The organism is Chromohalobacter sp. HP20-39 (assembly GCF_033052815.1).
In the GTDB taxonomy this organism is placed as follows: Bacteria; Pseudomonadota; Gammaproteobacteria; order Pseudomonadales; family Halomonadaceae; genus Chromohalobacter.
The window spans coordinates 1-352 of sequence record NZ_JAWHTP010000310.1; the positions used below are offsets into that span (position 1 = coordinate 1).

Here is a 352-nt window from a genome sequence, read left to right on the forward strand (position 1 = left end):
TCCACATGACTGGGGACCTTCACACCGCGCCATTCCTTACGTAGCACGCCCTTGGCGTCGATCAGGAAGGTGCTGCGTTCGATACCGCGCACGTCCTTGCCGTACATCTTCTTCATCTTGATGGTGTCGAAGAGGTTGCAGACGGCTTCGTCGGTGTCGGAGATCAGCTCGAAAGGCATCTCCAGCTTGGCCTTGAAGTTCTCGTGCGACTTCAGGCTGTCACGCGAGATGCCAAACACCACGGCGCCGGCTGCTTCAAAGGCGTCGTACTGGTCTCGGAAATTCATTGCCTCGGTGGTGCAGCCGGGCGTGTTGTCCTTCGGATAGAAATACAGCACGACGATCTTGCCAT

At 57.1% G+C, this 352-nt stretch carries 1 protein-coding gene; it reads right to left on the reverse strand.

Annotation, left to right across the window (positions count from 1 at the left end; genetic code table 11):
- Window positions 1–352 (reverse strand): peroxiredoxin (locus tag RVY79_RS18125; protein WP_317465917.1); only part of this gene is annotated, 352 nt, incomplete at both ends.